Raw genomic sequence first — 20,635 nt, 5'->3', positions numbered from 1 at the left:
CGGTCAGAGGAGCGCGAACCGCGGGGTCAGCTGCCGGCGTTCCGTGGGCGGGATGAAGGGCTGGACGCGTCGCAGGAGGCGCTCGGGGCTCCGCGTGTCGTCGGCCATGACGCGGAGCACCGCCCAGCCCTCCGCCCGCAGGGCGTCCTCGCGCCGCTTCTCGGCGAGCAGCGCCACGCGGCCGACGTCGTACTTCGCGACGCCGTCGTACTCCAGCAGCAGCCGCCAGGCCGGCCAACCCAGGTCCGCCCAGAAGGTGCCGAGCGCGGTCCGCACCGGGACCTGCGTCGTCGGCGCCGGGAGTCCGGCCCGCAGGACGGCGAGCCGGGCGAGCGTCTCGCCGGGTGACTCGGCGCCGTCGTCGGCGACGTCGAGGACGGCGCGGGCCCGCACGACGCCACGCCGCCCGGCCATGGTCGTGAGCAGCTGGAGGCACACCGCGAGGTCGGCGCCGCGGTGGAGGGCCGCGTCGGCGACGACGAGTCCAGCGGCCGGCGGGCAGGACATCGCGCAGTCGACCACCGTGCGCTCGAGCGTCGTGACGGCCCGCCCGCAGTGCAGCGTCCGGTCGCCCGCCGCGAGCTCGAGGACGTGCCGGACGACGTCGGCGCTGCACCCGCTCCGGGACGGCCGCGCCTGGGCGACGTGGGTCCGCTCGGGCACCCGCAGCACCGGCAGGCGCCACAGCAGCGCCGCCGACTCGTGGGTCACCACGTGGTCGATCGTCAGCTGGCTGCCCAGCGCGGCGATGCGGGCGAGCGCCAGCGCGCGGGCACGGTCACCGCGGAGGTGGTCGACGTCGACGTAGGCACCGCGCCGGACGCGGACCCACCGACCGCTGCGCAGGTGGGCGGCGGCGAGCGACGGGTCGACGTGCCGCGCCAGGTGGACGGGCGGCAGCGGCTCGTCGGCGGGCAGGGACGCTCCGGGTCGTCGTGGCACGGGACCACGGTGCGCGCGGGAGGCGGCTCCCTGGCGCCGGGCCCGTCGGTCCTGTGGACGCGGGCGTGTCCACAGCCCCGCCGACGCCGCCCCGCTGAGCACGTCCGTTCCCCGTGAGCACGTCCGCCCCGAAGGGCGTTCTGGGTGGGAACGGACGCACTCGGCCGCGGTGTCACCAGGCCGGGTCGGCTTCCGGAGCGGGCATCTGCGTCACGGCGGACGGGCGGATGTCGAAGGTCACGGCGGGGAGTGCCGCCGACCGGTACGTGCCCACCACGGGCGCCAGCGTGTCGGCGAGGCTCGCGGCCTGCTCGGGCGACAGGCCGACGACCCAGCAGCTCGGCTCCTCGCGCAGCGGCCCGACGCCGGCCTGGGGCACCAGCAGCAGCTCGGTGCCCGGTCCGCGCAGCATGAACGCGGCACCGCGGGCCACCCTGTCGAGCAGGGCGCGCCGCAGTCCGTCGACGGGGTGCGTGCTGAGCGTGACGGTGATCCGGGAGCGCCCCAGGGCGCGATCGGCCAGGCGCGCCGACCGTGCGACCTCGAGCGTCGAGACGACGAGCGCGACGCGCTCGGATCCGTCCACCTCGCTTCCCGCCTCGACCTGCGCCGCGACGCCGGGCAGCGCGAGCGTCGACGTCCGCCGGGGCGCCGTGACCAGCATCGGGAGGTGCTGGTCGAGCAGGGCGCGGAAGCCGGACCATCGTTCGTGCGCCGCCAGCTCGTCCGAGGTGATGCCGACGGCCTGGAGGAAGGCATCGCCGAGGTCCGGGTCCGGTGCGAACAGGAGGTGTCGCAGCGGCGAGGGCGCGTCCGGCGTCACGGGAGCGTTGAGGTCGAACGTGTGGCCGGGTCCGAGGAGCTCACCGGTTGCGGCCAGGTACGTCGCGACGTGGTGGAGCAGGTCGAGCGGCCACCGTGGCGGCTGCGTCTCGGCGTGACGCTCGAGGCGGAAGGTGAGCTCGGCCGTCGGTGCCACGCCCGCCGGAGCCGCGCGGGCGCCGGGAGCCGTGAGGCCGAGCCCGATGTAGTGCCAGTGGGGCACGGGAAGGTCGCGCGAGTGGACGAGCACGGTCTCCATCGGAGCGACGTCCCACGGGACGCTGGCCCGGTCGATGCCCACGACGGCCACCGGCGCGGAGTCGCCGTAGCAGCGCTCGATGGCCGCCTCGAGCCCGAGGCGCCAGAGGGTCTCGTCCACCGCGGCAGTCTGTCGGACGCCACCGCCCGCGTCTGCCCCCCGTCCCACCACCCGGCCGACATTCACCCGCTGAGCGTTCGCCGCTGAGCGCGTCCGTCCCACGCGAGTACGTCCGGTGCAGAGGACGTGCCGGGTGGGAACGGACGTGGTCGGCGGGAGATGGGAACCGCCGGGCGGTCAGGGGTGGGTGCGGGGCGGCCGGGAGGGGGTCGTCGCCAGGAACCACGCCACGCCGACGACGACGTGCAGGGTGAAGCTCCTGACGCTGACGCCTGCGGGTCGGGACCTGCGGGGGCGGATCGCCGACAGCATCGCGGAGCACAGCATGGTGCTCGCACGACTCGGTGAGGAGCAGCGCGACGCCCTCGTCCCGATGCTGGACGCTCTGCTCGCGGGCGAGGCGCCGCCGGCCCGACCCGCCTGAGGCCGACCGCTGACGCGTGCCCCCCGGCGGGCGGTCAGGTCGTGGTGGCCATCGCGGCGATGCGCCGCAGCTCCGCGAGGTGGCCGTCCAGCGCCGCGCGGCCCGGCTCGGTCAGGGCCAGCCAGGTGCGGGTCCGCGACCCGTGCGGAACCTTCGAGATCGCCACGTAGCCGGCGTCGGCCAGGACCTTGACGTGCTTGCTCAGCACCGAGTCGCTGATGGCCAGCGCATCGCGCACGGTGGCGAACTCCAGGGCCTCCACCGCGGCGAGCATCGCGCAGATCTGCAGGCGGTTCGAGGCGTGGATGACCTCGTTGAAGACCGGTTCCGCGGTCACGCGGCCGCCCGCACGCCCGCGCCCGCTCGGACCCGACGTCGCAGCCGCTCGTCGATCCGTCGCTCGGTGACCACGGTGGCGACGAAGGCGACGGCGCCCGCGACGTGCAGGGCCGCGGGGACGCCCGCGAACGCCTGCAGCGCGAAGGCGAGCGCGAGCAGGCCGAAGACGACGACGTACCAGGCACCCAGACCCTCGGCGTACCGCTCGACCGAGACCCCTGTCGCGCGCTTCAGCGCCCAGAGCAGCACCACCGGGGCGACGACCGCACCGAGCGTGATCAGCAGGGTCGCCACGGACTCGGTGGTGCCGCGCGCCTCCGGTCTGCCCACGAGCAGGCCCATGCCGACGAACATCGACGTCGTGCAGGAGGCGGCGCCCAGCCGGTACCACCACGGCGAGGCGATGCGCTCGGCGAGCAGGGCCCGCGCGTCGTCGAGCTGGCGCAGGGCGGCACGGGCGTCGTCGGGGGTGGCGCTCTCGCGAGTTTCCATAGCGGCAAGTCGCCCGCGACCAGGAGGGATCACTCGCCCGACCGCACCGCCTCCGCTGCCTCGACGAACGCGCGCCACTGGGCGCGCAGGTCCTCGCGCCGGGCGCGGCCGGCGGGCGTCAGCTCGTAGACCTTCCTGGCGGGGCCGGACTCGCTCTCCTCCCACCCCGCCGTGATCGCCCCCTCGTCCTCGAGCCGGACGAGCAGGGGGTAGAGCTGGCCGCCCTTGATCGGCTGGAGCCCGGCCGAGACCAGGGCCTGCGCGATGCCGTAGCCGTGCCGTGGCGCGACCGCGAGCACGTCGAGGACCAGCATCGGCAACGAGGCGCGCTGCCACGCCGCGAGGCTCATCGCCGTCCCACCCACGGGCGGTCCGCCCGGCGACCGGCCAGGGCGAGGACGGCGCTGAGCAGCAGGACGACCACCGCGGGGATCGTCAGGGAGCCCCAGCTGTCCATGGCGAGGATGAGCCCCGCGACCGCGAGCGGCATGACGGTGCCGGCGACGGTGGAGATCCACCAGCGGCGTGCCCGTGCCGTCCTGTCGGCGTCGGCCACCTGACGAGCCAGGACCACCGGGTGGCCGAACTCGTCGAACGCCGACGAGCTCCCGGCTCGGGTCGCCTGCTCGACCTCCGTGACGTGGCCGCGGGCGGTGGCCGAGGGCACCAGTCGGGTCCGCAGCGCGTGGTGGAACCGGCGCAGCCACTCCGCGTCGTCCCAGCTCTCGCGCAGCACGGGCTGGCGCGTGCGGCGCGCGGCCACGAGCGCGAGGACGCCGGGCACGAGCGCCGCCGCACCCCACAGCGGCACGGGGACGTCCCGCGCCAGGACGTGGCCCGGGCCGACGCCGGCGGCCGCGCCGATGCCCGCCAGCGCGAGCGCACCGACGGCGACGAGCGCACCGACTGCCGGGAGGGGACGGCCGGCGGAGAAGAGGGCCCGGCCGGCGACCCAGCCGAGGAAGGCGACCGTCACGCTCAGCGCGACGAGGACCGACGCGAGGTCGACGTCGACGGCCCAGCCGCTGCGGACCGCCGTGAGCACCGCCCCGACCACCGCGATCGCGACGAGCGTGGCGCCCGCCTCGAGCAGCGCCGGCCGCAGGCCACCGCCCTGCGAGGTCCGCACCGCCTCGTCCGCGGTCCCGAGCTCGGCGGCGTCCTCCGCCGCGAGCTCACGGGCGTCGCCGAAGAGCTCGGCGGCGGGGACGCCGGCCGCGTGGACCGCTGCGAGCAGCTGGCGCTCGCGCTCCCCGAGCGCGTCTGCCGGGACCGGTCTGGCGCCCATCGAGGCGCGATACCGCGTCGCCCACGCCCGGTCGCGCTCCGGCCACGCGATCACGTCCACTGATTCCCCTACCTAGGTCTGATTCCTACCTAGATAGAACCACGGCGGCGCGGGCGCGGCAAGGCCCTCCGGTCCGACATGGACCCCACCACGCGTGACGGGTCGCGGTGTGCGCTCAGAGCTCCCGCAGCATGGTGTCGGAGTCGCCGTTGCGTCCGACGACGGCGAAGCCGTGCCGCTCGTAGAGCGCTCGCGCCGCCGTGTTGCCGTCCTCGACGCTGAGGCTCAGCGCACGTCGGCCCAGGCCCCGGGCCTGCTCGACGCAGCCGGCCAGGAGGGCCGAGCCCACGCCGCGCCCCCGGTGCGCCGGCGCCACGGCCATGCCGATCTCGGGGACGTCGTCGGCGACGTACCCGTAACCCGGTGCCGCCGCGGGCAGCGCCCGGGCCCAGACGGCCCCGAGCGGCTCGTCGCCGTCGACGGCGACGAGACCGAAGTCGTCCGGTCGCTTCCACCCGGCCAGGTAGCGCGCGGTGTGGAGGTCGGCGACCACCTGGTCGCGGGTGAAGCGGGGCGTGCCATCCCAGTTGAACGCCTCCAGGAGCAGGTCGTACAGCAGGTCGAGGTCGCCGGTGGCAGCGTCGCGGAGGGTGATCACCGGGAGATCCTGCCCCGGATCAGCGGCCCGCGCGGTGTGCGCGGAAGATCATCATGGGCGAGTCGGGTTCGCACGGTGCACCGTCCCAGCCTCCCCGCACGTCGTCGACGACGAACCCGGCGTCGGTCAGCTGCTCCTCGATGAGCGCGCGCTCGCGGAACGCGAGGCACAGCTCCTCGACGACCTCCTCGCCTGTGTCCACGAACAGGGTGTGGAACGTCGCGGCGACCAGGCCCGGCGCCGGTTCGGTGATCTCGGACCACTCGCGCAGCGGGCCCCGGCCGGTCTGCCGGAGCGTCGGCGCGCCGGCCCACCAGTCCCAGGCCCGGGCGCGGGGGTTGCGGCTCTCGAAGGCGAGGACGCCGCCGGGGCGCAGGGCGCGGCCGACGTCGGCGAGCGTGCGTTCCCACGCCCCGTCGGGGATGTGCTGCGCGACGTTGCCGGACATGACGGCGTAGTCGAACGGTCCCGCGGGGAGGTTTCGGCTGTCGCCGAGGACCCATCGCACGTCGCCGCCGCCCGGACGGGCGGCGGCGTACGCGAGCATGGCGGGCGAGGGGTCGACCCCCACGACGGTGCGGCCCGGCCCCGCGAGGGTCACGGTGAGGATGCCGGTCCCGCAGCCGAGGTCGAGCACCGCCCGCGCGCCGACCTCGTCGGCGAGAGCGCGGAACCAGTCGTGGTCCGGCCCGTCGGGGTTGTCCTCGTCGTAGAGCTCGACGAGCCGTGCGTCGTAGTCGGCCACCGCGCGAGCGTACGCATCGGCCGGACGCGGACCGCGCCGGCGCCTCGAGCGGCTCGGGGGGTGGTTCGCCACCGCCGCCGCTCAGCGCGGTTCGACGCGCAGCGTGGTCGCCGCGGCGAGCGGGCTGGTGATGGCGCGCACCGCCGAGCCGTCGCCGTACTTGACGTGGTACGCCTGGTCGATCGCCTCGTCGTGGGTGTCGTCCGGGGTGAACACGACGTCGGCGCGCAGGCCGCCGGCGTCGATCACCCCCGTGCCGGTCCGTCTGGCGGCGCGGTACCACGCACCCGACTCGCCGCGGACCGATCGGATGAAGAGATCCCCGTCGACCGCGACGTGCCACACGGTCGCCGGGTTCCGCGGTGTCCCGTCAGGTCGCAGCGCGGCGACCTGCAGCTCACCTTCGCGGTCGATCGCGGACAGCTGGTCCTCGTGCCAGGTCGTCATGATTCCCCCTAGACCCGCCACGCTACGTCGCGGTGGCTCCCCCGGCGATCGGTCGTCCGGCTCAGCGCTCCGGGCGAGGCCCCGCGCTGACGTGCCCGGTGACCCGCAGGCCCAGCGTGCCGCGGGTCACCGCGAGCAGGACCAGCGCCGTCGCGGTGGACGCGATGAGGACCACGTGTCCGGGCCGCCCTCTCCCGGGTACGGCAGGCGCTACCGCCGCGCCCGACGGCGTCCGGCTACCCGGTCCGCTCGCCGGCCGCGGCGAGCACGACGGGGTCGGCGCAGCCGCGGGCGAACCCGGCGATCCGACGGTCGATGTCGCGCTGCAGGACGACGCGCCCGATCCGCTCGGCGAGCGGCGCCAGCCACGGCGGGCGGCAGGTGAAGCTGTAGCGCCACACCGCACGCGTGCCGCCGTCGGGCAGCGGGGTGAACCGCCACCCGGCGGCCAGGACCGCGAAGAACCATGGCCCCTCGACCATCTTCATGCCGACGTTCGTCGGGGGTCGGTAGGAGACGTACTGGCTGACCATGCGCAGCCCCGACCGGTGGCGGGTGAGGGTCCGGACCCCCACCGCCGGGGCCGTCGCGCCGTCGAGGAACCGCTGGTGCCGGATGAAGGGGTCCCAGCGCAGGCGGGCGTCGCCCGTGGTCTGGGACACGGCGTACGCGACGTCGGGCGGGACCGCGACGTCGACCGAGGCTTCGACGATCATGCGGCGACCCTAGGGCCGCGGCCGGATTCCCGTCGCTCGGTCCCGGTAGCGGCTGACGGTCCCGTGACGGATGACCAGGCGCGCCGGCCCGGACGGTCAGCCCTCCCAGCGGACCTCGCCGTCGACCACCGTGGACGTGGCCCGCAGCCCCAGCGCGCGGGCGACGCCCGCCGAGGCCTCGTGGTCGGGGTGCACGTGGGCGACCAGAGAGCCGACGCCCTGCGTGCGGAGCCAGTGCGCGACGGCGGCAGCGGCCTCGCTCGCGTACCCGTGGCCCTGGTGGTCGGTGCCGATGACCCAGGCGAGCTCGGCCTCGACGGCGTCCTCACCGGGTGACAGCGTCGCCTGCACGGTGCCGATCAGGCGCTGCGTGTCCTGACGGCGCAGCATCCAGTTCAGCCAGCCCTGCGAGCCGTCCGCGGACTGCCCGACGGCCTGCCGGGCGAACCGGTCCGTGAGCTCCTGCTGGGAGGCCGGTTCCCCGCCGGTGAAGGTGTGGAGCCGGTGGTCGTCGAAGACCTCGAACGCCTCGGCGGCGTGGCCGACGTGCAAGGGCTCGAGCGCGAGGCGGGGCGTCTGGAGCGGTGCTGCGGGGGGCCATGCCACGGGGTGGTCCATGCCGTGAGGCTAGGGCCAGCCGTCAGTGCCGCCCGCCCGCGGCCTCGGATTCGGCCTCGGACCCGGACCCGGACCCGAGGGTGCGTCGCACGAGACGCCGCGCGACGCGGACCTGCTCCGGCACGCGGTCGGGCGCGTGCTCGAGCGCCCAGCGCGTCAGGTCCAGGGCGCTGACCAGCCGCGACAGCGCCGTGTCGCGTCGGTCCACCTCCTCGCCCCACCCCTGCGCGAGCGCGGCCAGGGCGGTGTCGTCCGGGTCGCCCACCTCGGACCGCCTGAGCAGCAGGTGGAGCAGGTCGGTGGTGGGCACCGGGCCGGCGGTCGCCGAGCCCCAGTCGAGCAGCACCGGCCCGCCCTGCGCCGGGACGCGCAGGTTGCGCGGCGACAGGTCGCCGTGGGTCAGCCCGAACGACGGGGGAGCGTCACGCGCCTCCGTGAGCAGCGCGCGCAGCGGCGCCCGGTCGGCCGCGCGGTAGACGCCGAGCCCTACGAGGGGGTCGTCCGGCCCGAGCGCCTCGAGGTTGTGGTCCACGTGCGCGACCCACGCCGCGGGCAGGTCCCGGCCGAACCGCGAGAAGAGCCCCGCGGGCGCGTCCGTCAGGGGCAGCGCCGCGATGCGCCGGCCCAGCTCGCCGAGCAGGCGCCAACGCTCGGCCACCGGGACGCGCCCGAGGCCGACGTCCGCGACGTACCGCTGCACCATCGCCGCACGTCCGTCGAGCTCGCCCAGCCACAGCACCTCGGGCACCCCGATGCCGTGCTCCGCCGCCCGCCGCATGCACCACGCCTCGAGGTCGAGGTCGACGGCCTGCCCCGGCCGCGGTGCCCGCACGACGACGCGGTCCGCGCCCGAGCCCAGCACGGTCACCTCGTTCACGCCGCCCGCGACGTCGGGAGCGGCGACCGGCCCGTCGGTCTGGCCCGCGGCCCTGGCCACGGCGACTGCGAAGGCCGGGTCCACGGCAGCAGGCTAGTGCGGCACGCCGTCGCTCTCGGTCACACTCACGACGGAGCGCTCGTCATCCTGGCAACGCCCCGCGGAAGGACGGCTGAGCGACGTGAATCACACGGAAGCCTTCGAGCGGGAGCGGCCGCGCCTCGTGCGCCTGGCAGCTCGCGTGCTGAACGATCACGCCGAGGCCGAGGATGCCGTGCAGCAGGCCTGGCTCCGCCTGCAGCGCTCCGACACGGACATCGACTGCCTTCCGGCATGGCTGACGACGGTGACCACCCGGGTGTGCCTGGACCGGCTGCGGTCCCGGACCCCGGTGCCCGTGGGAGCGGTCGAGGTGCCCGGGGTCGCGCACGACGTCGCCGACGAGGTCGCACTGGCCGACACGGTCGGCGTCGCCCTGCAGGTGGTGCTGGACCGACTCTCGCCGCAGGAGCGCGTGGCGTTCGTGCTGCACGACAGCTTCGGTGTCGAGTTCTCGACCATCGCGACCATCCTCGACACCTCGCCGGTGGCGGCCCGCAAGCTGGCCTCACGGGCCCGCGCCAAGGTGCGCCGGCCGTCGCCCGAGGAGCGGCCGTCCAGCTGGGAGGTCGTCGACGCGTTCATGGCGGCAGCGCGCGACGGCGAGTTCGAGCGCCTGATACGGCTCCTAGCCCCTGACGCCGTCGTCACCGCTGATGCGGCTGCCGTGCGCGTCGGCACACCGGAGCGACTCGATGGTCGCCACGCGGTGGCGACGTTCTTCAACGGCAGCGCACGCGCCGCGCTCCCGGTCTACGTCGAGGACCGGCCCGCCGCCGCCTGGTTCCACCGCGGGGAAGCGAAGGTCCTGTTCGACTTCACCGTGGTCGACGGCGTCGTCAGCGCCATCACGTTCCGCGCCGAGCCGGACGTGCTCGCCCGGGTGTCGCGCCGCGAGGGCGAGGAGCGCCGTTCCTGACCCCGGCGGTCGTCACACTCGCCGGCCGCCACTCGTCACTCAGGTGCAGGACCGCTCGACCCACGGCCACGATCACCGGAAGGGACCGACCATGAAGACCATGACCTGCCGCCAGCTGGGGGGACCGTGCGACCTCGAGCACCGCGCAGACAGTGCCGACGACGTCATCAAGGCCCAGGATCGCCACCTCAAGGATGAGGAGAAGGCGGGCGACGCCTCCCACCAGCCGGCGCGTGACGCCATGAAGGGTCGCTGGCGCCACCCGAAGAAGTCGCTCGACTGGTACGGCGACGTGAAGAACGCCTTCGCCGGCCTGCCCGAGAGCTGAGAAGCCCCGACTCGACGCGTACCGGAAGCCGGAGACCCATGACCTCGACGACGAACCCGGCAACCGCTCCCGGGAACGGCCATGACGTTCTCGGGGGCGTGGTGCACGAGCACCCGTGAGCGGCGCATCCGCATCGCCGAGGAGAAGCTGGAGACCGGCGAACGCCGACCATGCTGCTGGCCCGGGTGCACGCACCGGGAGCGCACCGGGAGGTGAGGGGGCATGCCCTAGGGCGGGCTGTCGCGAGCGCGCGGCCGCATCGTCATCGCAGACGGCCAGGCCGAGCAGCCGAGGACGTGCGACGCCGCGTTCACCGCGCAGGGCCACCGATCTGATCAGGGACACTGGAGGGAGCAACCGTCACTCGACAAGGAGTCAACAACCGTGCCCCAGGGAACTGTCCGCTGGTTCGACGCCGAGCGGGGCTTCGGCTTCCTCGCCCTCGGCGACGACACCGAGGACCTGTTCGTCCATGCGTCCGAGATCGTCGGCGGCGACGGCGCCAAGGTGCTCCGCGAGGGGCAGGCCGTCGAGTTCGAGGTGGGCGAGGGGGACCGCGGCCCGCAGGCGCGCCGCGTCCGCGTCACGGGAGACCAGGCCGCCGACGCGCCCCTCGGGGTGCTCGGCACCGTCGCCTGGTACGAGCCGAGCAAGGGCTACGGCTTCGTCATGCCCGACGGCGGGGGCGCCCAGATCTTCGTGCACAGCTCGGCCATCGTGGGCGGCGGCGTGATCGCGGAGGGCCAGCGCGTCGCGTTCCTCGTCGTCGACGGTGAGAAGGGGCCGCAGGCCGACCACCTGCTGCCGCTCGGGGCGCAGGCCGCCCAGGCCGCGGTGTCCGACGGCGCGGACGGCACCGTGACCTGGTACGACGCCGAGAAGGGCTTCGGATTCGTGACCCCCGAAGCCGGCGGGCAGGACATCTTCGTGCACGTCCGCGCCCTGGCCGGTGGGCTCACGGAGCTCGCCGAGGGCGACCGCGTGACGTTCGACATCGCCGAGAGCGAGAAGGGCCCGCAGGCCCGCAACGTCCAGCTCGTGGGCGGCTCCGCGCCGCGGCGCGGGCCCGCGGCGGCGCCCGGCCGCGGTCGGCCCGACCGCTCCGCGCCGTCCGGGCGCGGTCGGCCGGACCGTGCGCCGTCCGGCGGATCCACCTCCGGGCCGCCCGCGCGCGGCGGCGAGGGCGTGGTCGCGCGGTACGACGCGGATCGTGGCTTCGGCTTCATCACGCCGGACGCGGGCGGCGCGGACCTGTTCGTCCACGTCTCGGTCGTGCGGGGCGGCGAGGCGCTGCAGGAGGGGGACCGCGTCCGCTTCAAGGTCCGCCAGAGCGACCGCGGAGCCCAGGCCGACGGCGTCGAGCGCGTCTGAGCCGGTACGTCCGGCGGTCCCGCCGTCCACCCGACCCTGGACGGCCGGGTTCACGGCGCCGTAGCGTCGGCGTGCACGAGCCTGCGCGTCACCGCACCTGGGGGCACCGGACATGGACATGCTGGCGAACAGCGAGATCACCGCTGCCGGGCTGACCGACTGGCGCAAGCTGGCCCAGGGGCTGCACGCGCGCTACCTGGTCGACGACTTCGGTGCCGCCGCGCGGTTCGTCGCCGCGGTCGGCGAGGCCGGCGACGCGCTCGGGCACCACCCGAGCGTGTCGATCGGCTCGGGGCACGTCGACCTGAAGCTGGTCAGCGACGACGCCGTCTTCCGTGACGGCGAGGGCACCGAGCACGTCGTGGAGTGGGTGACGCAGCAGGACCTCGACCTCGCGGGTCGGATCACCGAGATCGCCGCCGAGCACGCGCTCGCGGCCGACCCGGCCTCGGTGAGCGTCCTCGAGCTCGGGCTCGACACGGCGCGGTCGGCGACCATCGCCCCGGTCTGGGCCGCCCTGCTCACCGGGGACGCCGCGTCCCAGGGGCGCGGGTCGCCCAGCGACGAGGTCCGCGACGCCACGGGTCGGCTGCCGAACCTGTGGTTCGGGGACGCCGAGGAGAGCGAGGGCCAGCGCCAGCGCTTCCACGTCGAGGTCTACGTCGCCCCCGAGGTGGCCGACCAGCGCATCGCCGCCGCCGTGGCCGCGGGAGGGACGGTCGTGGACGACAGCCAGGCGCCGTCGCTCACCGTGATCGCCGACCAGGACGGCAACCGGGGCATCGTCTGCGTCGCCTGAGGTCTGTACCCCGAGGAGGGGCCATGGAGGTCACACGCAGCGGCGGCTCGACGAGCGCCGGACCCGCGGACTGGTTCACCGGCACGGTGTGGATCGACGGCATCCGCATCCCGGACGACCGCTCGGCGCTGGGCTGCGGGCACGTGCGGTTCGCCCCCGGCGCGCGCACCGCCTGGCACCGCCACCCCAAGGGCCAGACCCTCTACGTCACCGACGGCATCGGCTACGTCGCGGCGCGGGGCGGCACGGTGCAGGAGATCCGCCCGGGCGACGTCGTCCACATCGCGCCGGGGGAGGAGCACTGGCACGGCGCCACGCCCGAGCGCTTCATGGCCCACGTCGCGCTGCAGGAGGCTGATGCGGACGGCGAGGTGGTGACCTGGCTCGAGCACGTCACCGACGAGGAGTACCGCGCCGGGGCGGCCTCGCGATCGCAGGGCTGAACCTCTCGTCCGCGGCAGTCGGGTGAGGCCCACAACGTCAGCCGCGCCTTGCACCGCTTCCGGGCGGCCGTCTCGGACTGAGGGCCGTCCGGCCGGCGTCGGCGGAGCATGCGCACCTCCGGTGATGTCGCCCTCGCGACGTCGCCCGCCCGCGTGAGCGCCGCGGCCCCGCCGTCGGATGGCTAGTCGCGGTCGACCGGCCGCGGCCCGGTGCTCGACCGCACGACGAGCTCGGTGGGGACCAGCACGCGGTCCTGGACGGCATTCGCGCCGTGCCGCACCTGCCCGACGACGAGCCGGACGAGCTCGTCCCCGATCTGGGTGAAGTCCTGGCGCACGGTGGTCAGCGGCGGCGCCGAGAAGCCGCTGAGCTCGATCCCGTCGAAGCCGACGACCGACACGTCCTGCGGCACGCGCAGACCCGCCTCGCCCAGGGCGCGGACCAGCCCGAAGGCCATGTCGTCGTTCGCGCAGAACACCGCGGTGAGCGACGGGTTCCCGGCGAGCTCACGCCCCACCGCGTAGCCCGAGGCGGCGGTCCAGTCGCCCCGCACCAGGGGCGGCGGCCGCAGGCCCGCCTCGTCGACGGTGCGCTGCCACGCCGCGGCACGCGCGCGAGCGGCCCCCGACGTCGCCGGGCCGGCGAGGTGGTGGATCGTGCGGTGGCCGAGGTCGACCAGGTGCTGGACGGCGTCGCGCGTGCCCTGCACCTGGTCGGCGACCACCCCCGCGTAATGCCCGGTGAAGCGGGAGTCGGACACGGCGACGGGCATCCCCCGGGGCAGGGTGAGGGTCTCCGGGGTCGCGCCCTCACCCCAGAGGATGATGAGGCCGTCGATCGCCTGGTGAGGCAGGCGGTGCGCAGCGGCCTGCCAGGTGTCGGCCGCGGGGTCGCGCACCGTCAGCAGCGTCACGGAGTAGTCCTCGGCCGCGGCCGCGCGCACGACCGCCTCGGTCGTCAGCGCCTCCCCGGGGCGCCCGAGCCGGTTCGCGAGCAGGCCGATCGTGCCGTACGAGCCGTTGCGCAGCGCACGGGCGGCGCGGTTGGGCGTGTACCCGAGCTCCTGCATGGCTCGCAGGACCCGCTCGCGCGTCGCCGGGCGGACCACCTCGGCACCCGTCGAGACGCGGGAGACCGTCTGGGCGGAGACGCCCGCGAGCTTGGCGACGTCCTCGATGGACGCGCCGACCTTCCTGCGCCCCCGGCCGGTGCCTGCTGCCACACAGTGATGCTAGTCCGGCGATGTTGACGTCAACGCCGACAGTCACATTTCGGCCCGTCTGGCGCGCGTGCCGTTACCCGATCGTGATGGGAGAACCTGGTCAAGGCGCAGGGGAGCCCATATGTTCACCTAAACATTTGCGGCTCAGAGAGGAGCAGCAAGCGCGCCATCACCGACCGATCGGGCTCCCGATGTGGGCAGGCGCGATCGAGATCCGGCGCGGACCGCACCCCCGGGGTGACGGTCCGTGCGACAGCTCGCCTACCCCATCCAGCCGATCCCCGGCGCACGCCGACGGGCGGCAGCGACACGAAGGAATCCTCAGATGACCACGTTCCGGAAGTCGGCCTCGGCAGGTGCCGTCCTCACCCTCGCCCTCGCCCTCGCCGCCTGCAGCGGCGGTTCGAGCGAACCGGGCGGCAACGACGAGGCGGCGGCGGAGGGGGACGGCACGCTCACCGTGTGGGCGTGGGACCCGGCCTTCAACATCTACGCCCTGGAGGAGGCCGAGAAGATCTACCAGCAGGAGCACCCCGACTTCGAGCTCGAGATCGTCGAGACGCCGTGGGAGGACGTGCAGACCAAGCTGACGACGCTCGCGCAGTCCGGCCAGCTCGAGGAGCTCCCGGACATCTTCCTCATGCAGAACAACGCGTTCCAGAAGAACGTCATCAACTACCCGGACGTCTTCAGCGACATGTCCGACGCGGGCATCGACTTCAGCGAGTTCCCCGAGTCCGTCGTGACGTACTCGACCGTCGACGGCGCCACCTACGGCGTCCCGTTCGACAACGGCACCGCGATCTCGGCCCTGCGGACGGACGTCCTCCAGGAGGCCGGCTACACGGTCGAGGACTTCACGGACATCACGTGGAGCGAGTACATCACCCTCGGCAAGGACGTCCTGGCGAAGACGGGCAAGCCCCTGCTGTCGGGCCAGGCGGGCTCCGCCGACACGCTCATGATGATGCTGCAGAGCGCCGGGGCGAGCCTCTTCGACGACGAGGGCAACCCGACGATCACCGGCAACGAGGCGCTGCTCGAGGCGATCGACGTCTACCAGGAGCTCGTCACCTCCGGCGTCCTCCTCGAGGTCAACTCGTGGGACGAGTACATCGGCACGCTGACCAACGGCACCGTCGCGGGAACGATCAACGGGGTCTGGATCGTCGGCTCCATCCAGTCGGCCGCCGACCAGTCCGGCCTGTGGGACGTCACGAACCTGCCCAAGATCGACGACGTCGACGGCGCGACCCACTACTCCGCGAACGGCGGCTCCTCGTGGGCGGTCAGCGCGACGGGCGACACGGAACTGGCCGCGGACTTCCTCGCGTCCACGTTCGCCGGCTCCACGGAGCTCTACGACACGATCCTCCCCGCCTCGGGCGCCCTGGCGAACTGGACCCCGGCGGGTGAGAGCGACGTCTACTCCGAGCCCCAGGAGTTCTTCGGCGGCTCGCCGATCTTCAGCCGGGTCGTCGAGTACGCCAGCGAGGTCCCGAGCAACAACACGGGGGCCTACTACTACGAGGGCCGCGACGCGGTCAGCGTGGCCGTCACCAACATCATGGGCGGGGCCGACCCGGAGTCGGCCCTCCAGGAGGCGCAGAGCACCGTCGAGTTCGCGATGCAGTGACGTCCGGACCGGGCGCGGTGGACTGCTCGCCGCGCCCGGTCGCCGTCCGACCCGCGTCCATCCCCTCCGCAGAAGGTGAGCCAGCCGTGTCCAACGCCGCGCCGACTGACGAGGCAGTTCCTCCCGTCGCCCGGTCGCGGGCCCCGCGCCCGCGACGCCCCAGCCGTTCGTCCCGGCCCCCGGGCGGTCCCCGCCCGGCGCTCCGCCTGGAGCGGCGCCGGAGCCTGACGGGCTGGTCCTTCCTCCTGCCCGCATCGCTGCTCATCGTCGGGCTCAACTTCTGGCCGATGCTGCAGGCCTTCCTGCTCTCCCTGCAGACCGGCCGCGGGACGCGGCTCCAGCAGGCGGAGCCGCTGTGGTCGAACTACCAGCGGCTGCTCGAGGACGCGACCTTCAAGCAGACGCTGCTCACCACGTTCGTGTACCTGATCGTCCAGGTCCCGATCATGCTGGCCCTGGCCCTGGTGCTGGCCACGCTCCTCAACGACAAGAACCTGCGGTTCAAGGCGTTCTGGCGGACGGCCATCTTCCTGCCGAGCGCCGTCGGGCTCGTCTCCTACGCCCTGGTCTTCCGCACGATGTTCGCCAACGACGGCCTGGTGAACGACGCCCTGCTCTGGGCGGGACTCATCGACGGCCCCGTCAACTGGCTGGGCGAGCCGGGCACCGCCCGGATGGTCGTCATCCTCGGCCTGCTGTGGCGATGGACCGGCTACAACATGATCTTCTACCTGGCCGCGCTGCAGAACATCGACCACTCGACCATCGAGGCGGCGAAGATCGACGGCGCAGGGGGCTTCAAGACGTTCTGGTACGTCACCATGCCGCAGCTCAAGCCGATGATCCTGCTCACGGCGATCTTGTCGACCAACGGCACGCTTCAGCTCTTCGACGAGTCGTTCACCCTCACCGGGGGCGGGCCGGCGAACAGCTCGATGAGCATCTCGCACTACCTCTACCTGGTCTCGTTCCAGAACAACCCGAACTTCGGGTACGCGTCCGCGATCTCGTACGTGATCCTCATCATCGTCGCGGTCCTGGCCGCGATCCAGCTGAGAGTTGGTGACAAGCGTGACTAGGCGGGCGTGGCGCCGGGTGCCCGGCTACCTGTTCCTGACGGTCGCCGCCCTGGCGTCGATCTTCCCGCTGTACTTCATGGTGGTCTCGGCGACGAACACCAGCCAGGAGGTGCTGGCCTCCAAGCTCCTGCCGGGCACGAACCTGCTGGCGAACTTCGCGACGCTGACGTCGACCGCCGCCCTGGGCCCGGCCCTGTGGTACTCCGGCCTCATCGCGGTCGCCACCACGGTCCTGGCGCTGGCCATCACCTCGATCGCCGGCTACGGCTTCGAGATCTACCACACCCGGGCCAAGGACTGGCTGATGGGCCTGCTGCTGCTGGCGATCATGATCCCGTTCGCGGCGACGATGATCCCGCTGTTCCGGATGTTCGCCGATCTGGGCCTGGTGAACTCCTGGTTCGCGGTGGTGCTGCCCACGATCTCCACGCCGTTCCTCATCCTGCTCTTCCGCCAGGCGTCCCGGACCTTCCCGCACGAGATCATCGAGGCGGCGCGGATCGACGGCCTCCGGGAGCTCGAGATCTTCCTGCGGATCTACCTGCCGTCGATGAAGCCCACGCTCTCCGCGGCGGCGGTCATCACCTTCATGGCCTCGTGGAACAACTTCCTGTGGCCCAAGGTGATCCTCGTCGACAGCGCGACCCAGACCATGCCCATGCTGCTGGCGAACATCCGCGCCGGGTACGTGACCGACTACGGGATGCTCATGCTCGCCGTGCTCATCGCGTCCGTCCCGGCTGTGGTGATCTTCCTCGTCCTGCAGCGCAGCTTCGCCCAGGGCATCACCGGTGCCCTCAAGTGACCTACGACGGAGTGACACAGATGGCGTTCGACCCCGCCCGCATCGCTGACCCCGAGTTCTTCGCCGAGAACCGGCTCCCCGCCCACTCCGACCACCGCTGGTTCAGTGGCCGGGCGGAGGCGGCGACCGGGACCAGCGCGTTCGAGCAGTGCCTCAACGGGCTCTGGAAGTTCCACTACGCGAAGAACCCGGCGCAGACGGTCGCGGGCTTCCAGGACCCCGACTACGACACCTCCTCGTGGGACGACATCCGCGTCCCCGCCCACATCCAGCTCGAGGGCTACGACCGCCCGCAGTACACGAACGTCCAGTACCCCTGGGACGGCCACGAGGCGCTCGAGCCGGGGCAGGTGCCGACCCGGTTCAACCCCGTCGGCAGCTACGCGACGACGTTCGCGCTGGACCGCCCGCTGGCGGACGGCGAGCGGCTGAGCGTGTCGTTCCACGGCGCAGAGAGCGCGATCGCCGTCTGGCTCAACGGGACCTACATCGGCTTCGGGGCCGACTCGTTCACGCCCTCGGAGTTCGACCTGACCGAGGCCGTGGTGGACGGGGAGAACACCCTCGCCGCCCAGGTCTTCAAGTGGAGCGCGGGGTCGTGGCTCGAGGACCAGGACTTCTACCGCTTCTCTGGGATCTTCCGTGACGTCGTCCTGTACCGCCGGCCCGCGGCGCACCTCGAGGACCTGAGCGTGCGCTCCGTCGTGTCCGACGACCTGCGGACCGCGCAGGTGGTGCTGCGTCCCATGGTCAGCGGCGGCGGCTCCGTGCGGGCGACCCTGGTGGGGCACGGCGACCTGGTCGAGTCCGGGGACGGCGAGCTCTCGATCACCCTCGCCGACCCGCACCTGTGGAGCGCCGAGGACCCGTACCGCCACACGCTCGAGATCGAGGTGCTGGGGCCCGACGGCGCCCCGACCGAGCTCGTCGTCCAGCCCGTCGGCGTGCGCCGGTTCGGCATCGAGGACGGCCTGCTGAAGATCAACGGCAAGCGGGTCGTGTTCCGGGGCGTCAACCGGCACGAGTTCGGGCTGAACGGGCGCGTCGTCACACGCGAGGAGACCGAGGGGGACGTGCGCCTCCTCAAGTCCATCGGGGTGAACGCCGTCCGCACGAGCCACTACCCCAACAACTCGTACTTCTACGACCTGTGCGACGAGTACGGGCTGTACGTCATCGACGAGATGAACCTGGAGACCCACGGCATGTGGGACCGGGTCGCCGCGGGCGAGCTCAGCGTCGACGCCGCGCTGCCCGGTGACCGACCCGAGTGGCTCCCGGCGCTGCTCGACCGCGCGGCCAGCATGGCGCAGCGCGACAAGAACCACCCCAGCGTCGTCATGTGGTCCTGCGGGAACGAGTCCTTCGGGGGCACGAACCTGCTCGCCGTGTCCGAGTGGTTCCGCGCGCTCGACGACCGTCCGGTGCACTACGAGGGCGTCCACTGGGACCCGCGCTTCCCCGAGACGACCGACGTCGTGAGCCAGATGTACACGCCGGCGGGGGACGTCGAGGAGTGGCTGCGGACTCACCGGAGCAAGCCCTTCATCCTGTGCGAGTACGCCCACGCGATGGGCAACTCGTTCGGCGCCGTGGACAAGTACCTGGAGCTCGCGGACCGCGAGCCGCTCTTCCAGGGTGGGTTCATCTGGGACTTCGCCGACCAGGCCATCCGCCTGCGGGACCGGCACGGACGCGAGTACGACGGCTACGGCGGCGACTGCGGCGAGGCGCCGCACGACTACGAGTTCAGCGCCAACGGCATCGTCCTGGTCGACCGCACGCCGACACCGAAGGTGCAGGAGGTCCGGTACCTCTACCAGCCGTTCCGGATCGCCGTGTCGCACGCCGAGCTCGAGATCCACAGCCGACGGCTCTTCACCGACACCTCGGACCTGGACTGCGTCGTGACCCTGCGACGCGACGGGACGGTGCTCCGCGAGACGTCGCTGGCGATCGACGTCGGGCCGGAGGAGACGCGGTCCTACCCGCTCCCGGTGGTCGTGCCCAGCACGCCGGGCGAGTACGCGATCGACGTCTCCCTGAGGCTTCGGCACGCGACGGCGTGGGCACCGGCCGGGCACGAGGTCGCCTGGGAGCAGCAGGTCATCGTGATCCGGCCGACGGCGCCGGCGAGGTCGCGCGAGACCGCGCCCACCCTCGTCGAGGGCTTCCACAACATCGGGGTGCGCGGGCGGCACTTCTCGGCCCTGTTCTCGCGCAAGCACGGCGGCCTGGTCTCCTACCGCTACGGCCTGACCTCGGACGGCGGCCGCGAGCTGCTCCAGGGCATCCCGCGCCCGAACTTCTGGCATGCGCCGACGTCCAACGAGCGTGGCTGGGGCATGCCGTTCCGGGACGGGCACTGGCTGCTCGCGAGCCGGTACGCGGAGCCGTCGCCCCGCCTGGAGCGGCCGGTCGCCACCCTGCGCGAGGACCACGTGGAGGTCCGGTACGGCTACCTGCTGCCGACGACGCCGCACAGCGAGTGCGACGTCGTCCACCGGGTGTACGGCAGCGGGCGGGTCGAGGTGGACCTGAGCCTGCGCCCGGGCGCCGGCCTGCCGGACCTGCCCGAGCTGGGCATGCTCTTCACGGCCGACGCGAGCCTGCGGCACCTGCGCTGGTACGGCGACGGGCCCGACGAGTGCTACGTCGACCGGCGCCGCGGGGCGCGCCTGGGCATCTACGACGCGGACGTCCAGGACCAGCTCACGCCGTACGTGCGCCCGCAGGAGGCCGGCAGCCGCACGGGGGTCCGCTGGGCCACGGTGACCGACGACCGGGGCGCGGGGCTGCGGTTCGACTGCGACGAGAAGATGGAGCTCTCGGCCCTGCCGTGGACCCCGTTCGAGATCGAGAACGCCCAGCACCCCGTCGACCTGCCGCCGATCCAGCACACGATCGTGCGGCCCGCGCTGATGCGCCGGGGCGTCGGCGGCGACGACTCCTGGGGAGCCACGACGCACCCGGAGTTCCTGGTGCCGCAGGGCAGCGACCTCGTGTTCCGGTTCGCGTTCCAGGGCCTGCGCTGATCGGGTCCCGACCACGACGCCGAGGTCTCCACGCGCGACGGCGTGGAGGCCTCGGTGGTCGGGGCGGGGTCCGCTCGCGTCCGGCGGGATGTCTGGGCAGCGAGGCGCCGGCCTCGAGGACCGCGTGGTTGGCGCCGCCGTCGGGCCGCGC

23 protein-coding genes are annotated in these 20,635 nt (G+C 73.4%); 10 read left to right on the top strand and 13 right to left on the bottom strand.

Translation table 11 applies throughout. The annotated features are described in order from the left end of the window. Window positions 1-3: 3 nt before the first annotated feature. Both H2O74_RS15470 and H2O74_RS15465 read right to left on the bottom strand, forming a co-directional pair. Window positions 4-942, bottom strand: a complete 939-nt coding sequence (locus H2O74_RS15470) for a hypothetical protein (protein WP_182112386.1) — start codon at window positions 940-942, stop codon at window positions 4-6. Window positions 943-1,114: 172 nt separating this feature from the next. Beyond that, window positions 1,115-2,143 carry a suppressor of fused domain protein gene (locus H2O74_RS15465; protein ID WP_182112385.1) on the bottom strand — a complete coding sequence of 343 codons (1,029 nt, stop codon included), beginning with the start codon at window positions 2,141-2,143 and terminating at the stop codon, window positions 1,115-1,117. A 250-nt stretch (window positions 2,144-2,393) separates the two neighbouring features. Here H2O74_RS15465 and H2O74_RS15460 point away from each other — a divergent pair, with 250 nt between their 5' ends. Then, window positions 2,394-2,567 (top strand): hypothetical protein, encoded by a 174-nt coding sequence (locus H2O74_RS15460; protein WP_182112384.1) that lies wholly within the window; start codon window positions 2,394-2,396, stop codon window positions 2,565-2,567. 34 nt (window positions 2,568-2,601) lie between these two features. Here the strand turns inward: H2O74_RS15460 and H2O74_RS16515 are convergent, their stop codons facing one another. The 10 genes from H2O74_RS16515 to H2O74_RS15415 all read right to left on the bottom strand — a co-directional run bounded on the left by H2O74_RS16515 (window position 2,602) and on the right by H2O74_RS15415 (window position 8,831). After that, the gene (locus H2O74_RS16515) at window positions 2,602-2,904 is read right to left on the bottom strand and encodes a transcriptional regulator (protein ID WP_220457981.1); all 303 of its coding nucleotides are present in this window, start codon (window positions 2,902-2,904) and stop codon (window positions 2,602-2,604) included. Then, a complete protein-coding gene (locus H2O74_RS16510; RefSeq protein WP_220457980.1) occupies window positions 2,901-3,398 on the bottom strand; it encodes a hypothetical protein in 498 nt (165 codons plus the stop codon). Before H2O74_RS16510 ends, H2O74_RS16515 begins: the two co-directional genes overlap by 4 nt. 29 nt (window positions 3,399-3,427) lie before the next feature. Then, window positions 3,428-3,748: a PadR family transcriptional regulator gene (locus tag H2O74_RS15450; RefSeq protein WP_182112383.1), complete on the bottom strand. Its 321-nt coding sequence runs from the start codon at window positions 3,746-3,748 to the stop codon at window positions 3,428-3,430. Continuing rightward, window positions 3,745-4,686 carry a hypothetical protein gene (locus H2O74_RS15445; protein WP_182112382.1) on the bottom strand — a complete coding sequence of 314 codons (942 nt, stop codon included), beginning with the start codon at window positions 4,684-4,686 and terminating at the stop codon, window positions 3,745-3,747. The genes H2O74_RS15450 and H2O74_RS15445 overlap by 4 nt, the downstream gene beginning before the upstream one ends. 175 nt (window positions 4,687-4,861) lie before the next feature. Further along, the gene (locus H2O74_RS15440) at window positions 4,862-5,344 is read right to left on the bottom strand and encodes a GNAT family N-acetyltransferase (RefSeq protein ID WP_309232652.1); all 483 of its coding nucleotides are present in this window, start codon (window positions 5,342-5,344) and stop codon (window positions 4,862-4,864) included. A 19-nt stretch (window positions 5,345-5,363) separates the two neighbouring features. After that, the gene (locus H2O74_RS15435) at window positions 5,364-6,089 is read right to left on the bottom strand and encodes a trans-aconitate 2-methyltransferase (RefSeq protein WP_182112381.1); all 726 of its coding nucleotides are present in this window, start codon (window positions 6,087-6,089) and stop codon (window positions 5,364-5,366) included. 81 nt (window positions 6,090-6,170) lie between these two features. Further along, window positions 6,171-6,536, bottom strand: a complete 366-nt coding sequence (locus H2O74_RS15430) for a DUF2255 family protein (protein WP_182112380.1) — start codon at window positions 6,534-6,536, stop codon at window positions 6,171-6,173. Between the two features lie 236 nt (window positions 6,537-6,772). Then, complete coding sequence (locus H2O74_RS15425) at window positions 6,773-7,252, bottom strand: type II toxin-antitoxin system RatA family toxin (RefSeq protein ID WP_182112379.1); 480 nt, start codon at window positions 7,250-7,252, stop codon at window positions 6,773-6,775. Between the two features lie 96 nt (window positions 7,253-7,348). Continuing rightward, a complete protein-coding gene (locus tag H2O74_RS15420; protein WP_182112378.1) occupies window positions 7,349-7,870 on the bottom strand; it encodes a GNAT family N-acetyltransferase in 522 nt (173 codons plus the stop codon). A 22-nt stretch (window positions 7,871-7,892) separates the two neighbouring features. Next, on the bottom strand, window positions 7,893-8,831 hold the full coding sequence (locus H2O74_RS15415) for an aminoglycoside phosphotransferase family protein (RefSeq protein WP_182112377.1): 939 nt from the start codon (window positions 8,829-8,831) through the stop codon (window positions 7,893-7,895). Window positions 8,832-8,928: 97 nt separating this feature from the next. Here H2O74_RS15415 and H2O74_RS15410 point away from each other — a divergent pair, with 97 nt between their 5' ends. From H2O74_RS15410 to H2O74_RS15390, 5 genes are all read left to right on the top strand, one after another. Beyond that, the gene (locus H2O74_RS15410) at window positions 8,929-9,765 is read left to right on the top strand and encodes a sigma-70 family RNA polymerase sigma factor (RefSeq protein WP_182112376.1); all 837 of its coding nucleotides are present in this window, start codon (window positions 8,929-8,931) and stop codon (window positions 9,763-9,765) included. Between the two features lie 91 nt (window positions 9,766-9,856). Next, window positions 9,857-10,093 carry a DUF1059 domain-containing protein gene (locus tag H2O74_RS15405; protein ID WP_182112375.1) on the top strand — a complete coding sequence of 79 codons (237 nt, stop codon included), beginning with the start codon at window positions 9,857-9,859 and terminating at the stop codon, window positions 10,091-10,093. Window positions 10,094-10,477: 384 nt separating this feature from the next. Next, window positions 10,478-11,464: a cold-shock protein gene (locus H2O74_RS16875; RefSeq protein WP_182112374.1), complete on the top strand. Its 987-nt coding sequence runs from the start codon at window positions 10,478-10,480 to the stop codon at window positions 11,462-11,464. A 112-nt stretch (window positions 11,465-11,576) separates the two neighbouring features. Continuing rightward, on the top strand, window positions 11,577-12,263 hold the full coding sequence (locus tag H2O74_RS15395; protein WP_182112373.1) for a VOC family protein: 687 nt from the start codon (window positions 11,577-11,579) through the stop codon (window positions 12,261-12,263). A gap of 23 nt (window positions 12,264-12,286) precedes the next feature. Next, entirely contained in the window at window positions 12,287-12,706 is a 420-nt protein-coding gene (locus tag H2O74_RS15390; RefSeq protein WP_182112372.1) for a cupin domain-containing protein, read from the top strand. Window positions 12,707-12,888: 182 nt separating this feature from the next. Here the strand turns inward: H2O74_RS15390 and H2O74_RS15385 are convergent, their stop codons facing one another. Further along, window positions 12,889-13,929, bottom strand: coding sequence for a LacI family DNA-binding transcriptional regulator (locus H2O74_RS15385; RefSeq protein ID WP_182112371.1), 1,041 nt, complete (start codon window positions 13,927-13,929; stop codon window positions 12,889-12,891). Between the two features lie 325 nt (window positions 13,930-14,254). Here H2O74_RS15385 and H2O74_RS15380 point away from each other — a divergent pair, with 325 nt between their 5' ends. The 4 genes from H2O74_RS15380 to H2O74_RS15365 all read left to right on the top strand — a co-directional run bounded on the left by H2O74_RS15380 (window position 14,255) and on the right by H2O74_RS15365 (window position 20,484). Beyond that, on the top strand, window positions 14,255-15,565 hold the full coding sequence (locus tag H2O74_RS15380; protein ID WP_182112370.1) for an ABC transporter substrate-binding protein: 1,311 nt from the start codon (window positions 14,255-14,257) through the stop codon (window positions 15,563-15,565). 86 nt (window positions 15,566-15,651) lie between these two features. After that, on the top strand, window positions 15,652-16,644 hold the full coding sequence (locus H2O74_RS15375) for a carbohydrate ABC transporter permease (protein ID WP_220457979.1): 993 nt from the start codon (window positions 15,652-15,654) through the stop codon (window positions 16,642-16,644). After that, complete coding sequence (locus H2O74_RS15370) at window positions 16,637-17,449, top strand: carbohydrate ABC transporter permease (RefSeq protein ID WP_255491671.1); 813 nt, start codon at window positions 16,637-16,639, stop codon at window positions 17,447-17,449. Before H2O74_RS15375 ends, H2O74_RS15370 begins: the two co-directional genes overlap by 8 nt. A 20-nt stretch (window positions 17,450-17,469) precedes the next feature. Continuing rightward, complete coding sequence (locus H2O74_RS15365; protein WP_182112369.1) at window positions 17,470-20,484, top strand: glycoside hydrolase family 2 TIM barrel-domain containing protein; 3,015 nt, start codon at window positions 17,470-17,472, stop codon at window positions 20,482-20,484. Window positions 20,485-20,635: the final 151 nt, after the last annotated feature.

The organism is Actinotalea sp. JY-7876 (assembly GCF_014042015.1).
GTDB lineage: Bacteria > Actinomycetota > Actinomycetes > Actinomycetales > Cellulomonadaceae > Actinotalea.
The sequence above is the reverse complement of the archived record's forward strand: the minus strand, read 5'-3'. Positions and strand labels throughout refer to the sequence as shown.

Bases quoted from the DNA above. Each gene is read 5' to 3' on its own strand.
- H2O74_RS16510 (WP_220457980.1), bottom strand. From the start codon at position 3,398: ATGGAAACTCGCGAGAGCGCCACCCCCGACGACGCCCGTGCCGCCCTG.
- H2O74_RS15450 (WP_182112383.1), bottom strand. From the start codon at position 3,748: ATGAGCCTCGCGGCGTGGCAGCGCGCCTCGTTGCCGATGCTGGTCCTC.
- H2O74_RS15445 (WP_182112382.1), bottom strand. From the start codon at position 4,686: ATGGGCGCCAGACCGGTCCCGGCAGACGCGCTCGGGGAGCGCGAGCGC.
- H2O74_RS15430 (WP_182112380.1), bottom strand. From the start codon at position 6,536: ATGACGACCTGGCACGAGGACCAGCTGTCCGCGATCGACCGCGAAGGT.
- H2O74_RS15425 (WP_182112379.1), bottom strand. From the start codon at position 7,252: ATGATCGTCGAAGCCTCGGTCGACGTCGCGGTCCCGCCCGACGTCGCG.
- H2O74_RS15420 (WP_182112378.1), bottom strand. From the start codon at position 7,870: ATGGACCACCCCGTGGCATGGCCCCCCGCAGCACCGCTCCAGACGCCC.
- H2O74_RS15405 (WP_182112375.1), top strand. From the start codon at position 9,857: ATGAAGACCATGACCTGCCGCCAGCTGGGGGGACCGTGCGACCTCGAG.
- H2O74_RS15395 (WP_182112373.1), top strand. From the start codon at position 11,577: ATGGACATGCTGGCGAACAGCGAGATCACCGCTGCCGGGCTGACCGAC.
- H2O74_RS15390 (WP_182112372.1), top strand. From the start codon at position 12,287: ATGGAGGTCACACGCAGCGGCGGCTCGACGAGCGCCGGACCCGCGGAC.
- H2O74_RS15380 (WP_182112370.1), top strand. From the start codon at position 14,255: ATGACCACGTTCCGGAAGTCGGCCTCGGCAGGTGCCGTCCTCACCCTC.
- H2O74_RS15365 (WP_182112369.1), top strand. From the start codon at position 17,470: ATGGCGTTCGACCCCGCCCGCATCGCTGACCCCGAGTTCTTCGCCGAG.